Below are 429 nucleotides of genomic sequence, written 5' to 3'. Positions count from 1 at the left end.
CTGTTGAGCCGTGTTAGAGCATGATCGCGAAAAGCGCGAGCCGGTTTCCGCAAAAGATTATGCTCTAACAAAAGGTTGCGACCGGTTTTGTATCAGGCGGAATCGGGCAGCTTCACGCCCCCAGACATCAAAAACGCGAAAACAAAAGACAGTCATGACCGACAGCAGCATTGAATCCCTGAACCAGAAACTCGACCGGCTGATCGAGGCGGTGAGCCGCCTTGCCCCGCCGCCGGTGCCCCAAACCGACCTCGGCGAGGCCGATTGTTTCGTCTGGCAGGCCGATCCCGGCTATCTGGAGCCGGTGCGCAGGGTTAACCGCGTCGACATCGGCCTGATCCGTGGCGTCGACCGCGTCCGCGACATCCTTGTCGACAACACCGAACGCTTCGCCGCCGGCTACCCAGCCAACAACGTGTTGCTGTGGGG

General features: G+C 60.1%; 1 protein-coding gene. It reads left to right on the top strand.

From position 1 onward, the window contains the following. Window positions 1–154 precede the first annotated feature (154 nt). Window positions 155–429: DUF815 domain-containing protein (locus tag EN893_RS37675; RefSeq protein WP_128362344.1), on the top strand; the 275-nt coding region annotated here is incomplete at its 3' end.

The sequence above is a fragment of the Mesorhizobium sp. M7A.F.Ca.CA.004.04.2.1 genome (assembly GCF_004022825.1).
Taxonomy (GTDB): Bacteria; Pseudomonadota; Alphaproteobacteria; order Rhizobiales; family Rhizobiaceae; genus Mesorhizobium.
This window is presented reverse-complemented; position numbering and strand designations above follow the sequence as displayed.